This window comes from Nocardioides terrigena, from assembly GCF_003047265.1.
Lineage (GTDB): Bacteria > Actinomycetota > Actinomycetes > Propionibacteriales > Nocardioidaceae > Nocardioides > Nocardioides terrigena.
Genome location: NZ_PZYY01000076.1, coordinates 1 through 539 on the forward strand (window position 1 = coordinate 1; position 539 = coordinate 539).

1 protein-coding gene is annotated in these 539 nt (G+C 34.5%); it reads right to left on the reverse strand.

What is annotated here, in order from left to right; translation table 11 throughout:
- Positions 1–212 precede the first annotated feature (212 nt).
- Positions 213–539 (reverse strand): hypothetical protein (locus DAE25_RS22935; protein ID WP_050516389.1); only part of this gene is annotated, 327 nt, incomplete at its 5' end.

Here is a 539-nt window from a genome sequence, read left to right on the forward strand (position 1 = left end):
CTACACCGTGTATGTTGTATGAGATAAAATGTAATAAATTAAGATGCAATGCAATTAATCCATTTTTGTTTACATCTGAGTATTTGGATAAAAAACGTAATGAAGTGTTAACTCTCCCTTGAAGCCTAACAATTGGGAGTGCTGCCTTGTATATTTCCTTCTCCGTTAAATACCGTTTAAAAAACATAATTCTCCGCCTCCGTATAGCGTGCCTATTTTATTTCGTCGTAAAACTTAGCTCTGAAATATTCCTTTAGAACCATCATGTCATTAATAATTGAATCTATCTCATCCATTTTTTCTTGGTATTCTTTTAATGGTGAAGGGAGCGGTAACTCAATATTTGAAAAGTGATTGGCGAGATAGGGATCAAGGTTTCTCATCCATTCAGGCTTTTCGCCAATGCGTTCTTCAACTGAAAGTGAACCTGATAATCTCTGGTTAATAAGATCACTTAGACTCATTTTGGTTTTATTCGAAAGCCGTTGTAAGGATTGCTTTAATCCTATATCTAGCATGATATTTGTTCTTTCTCTCAT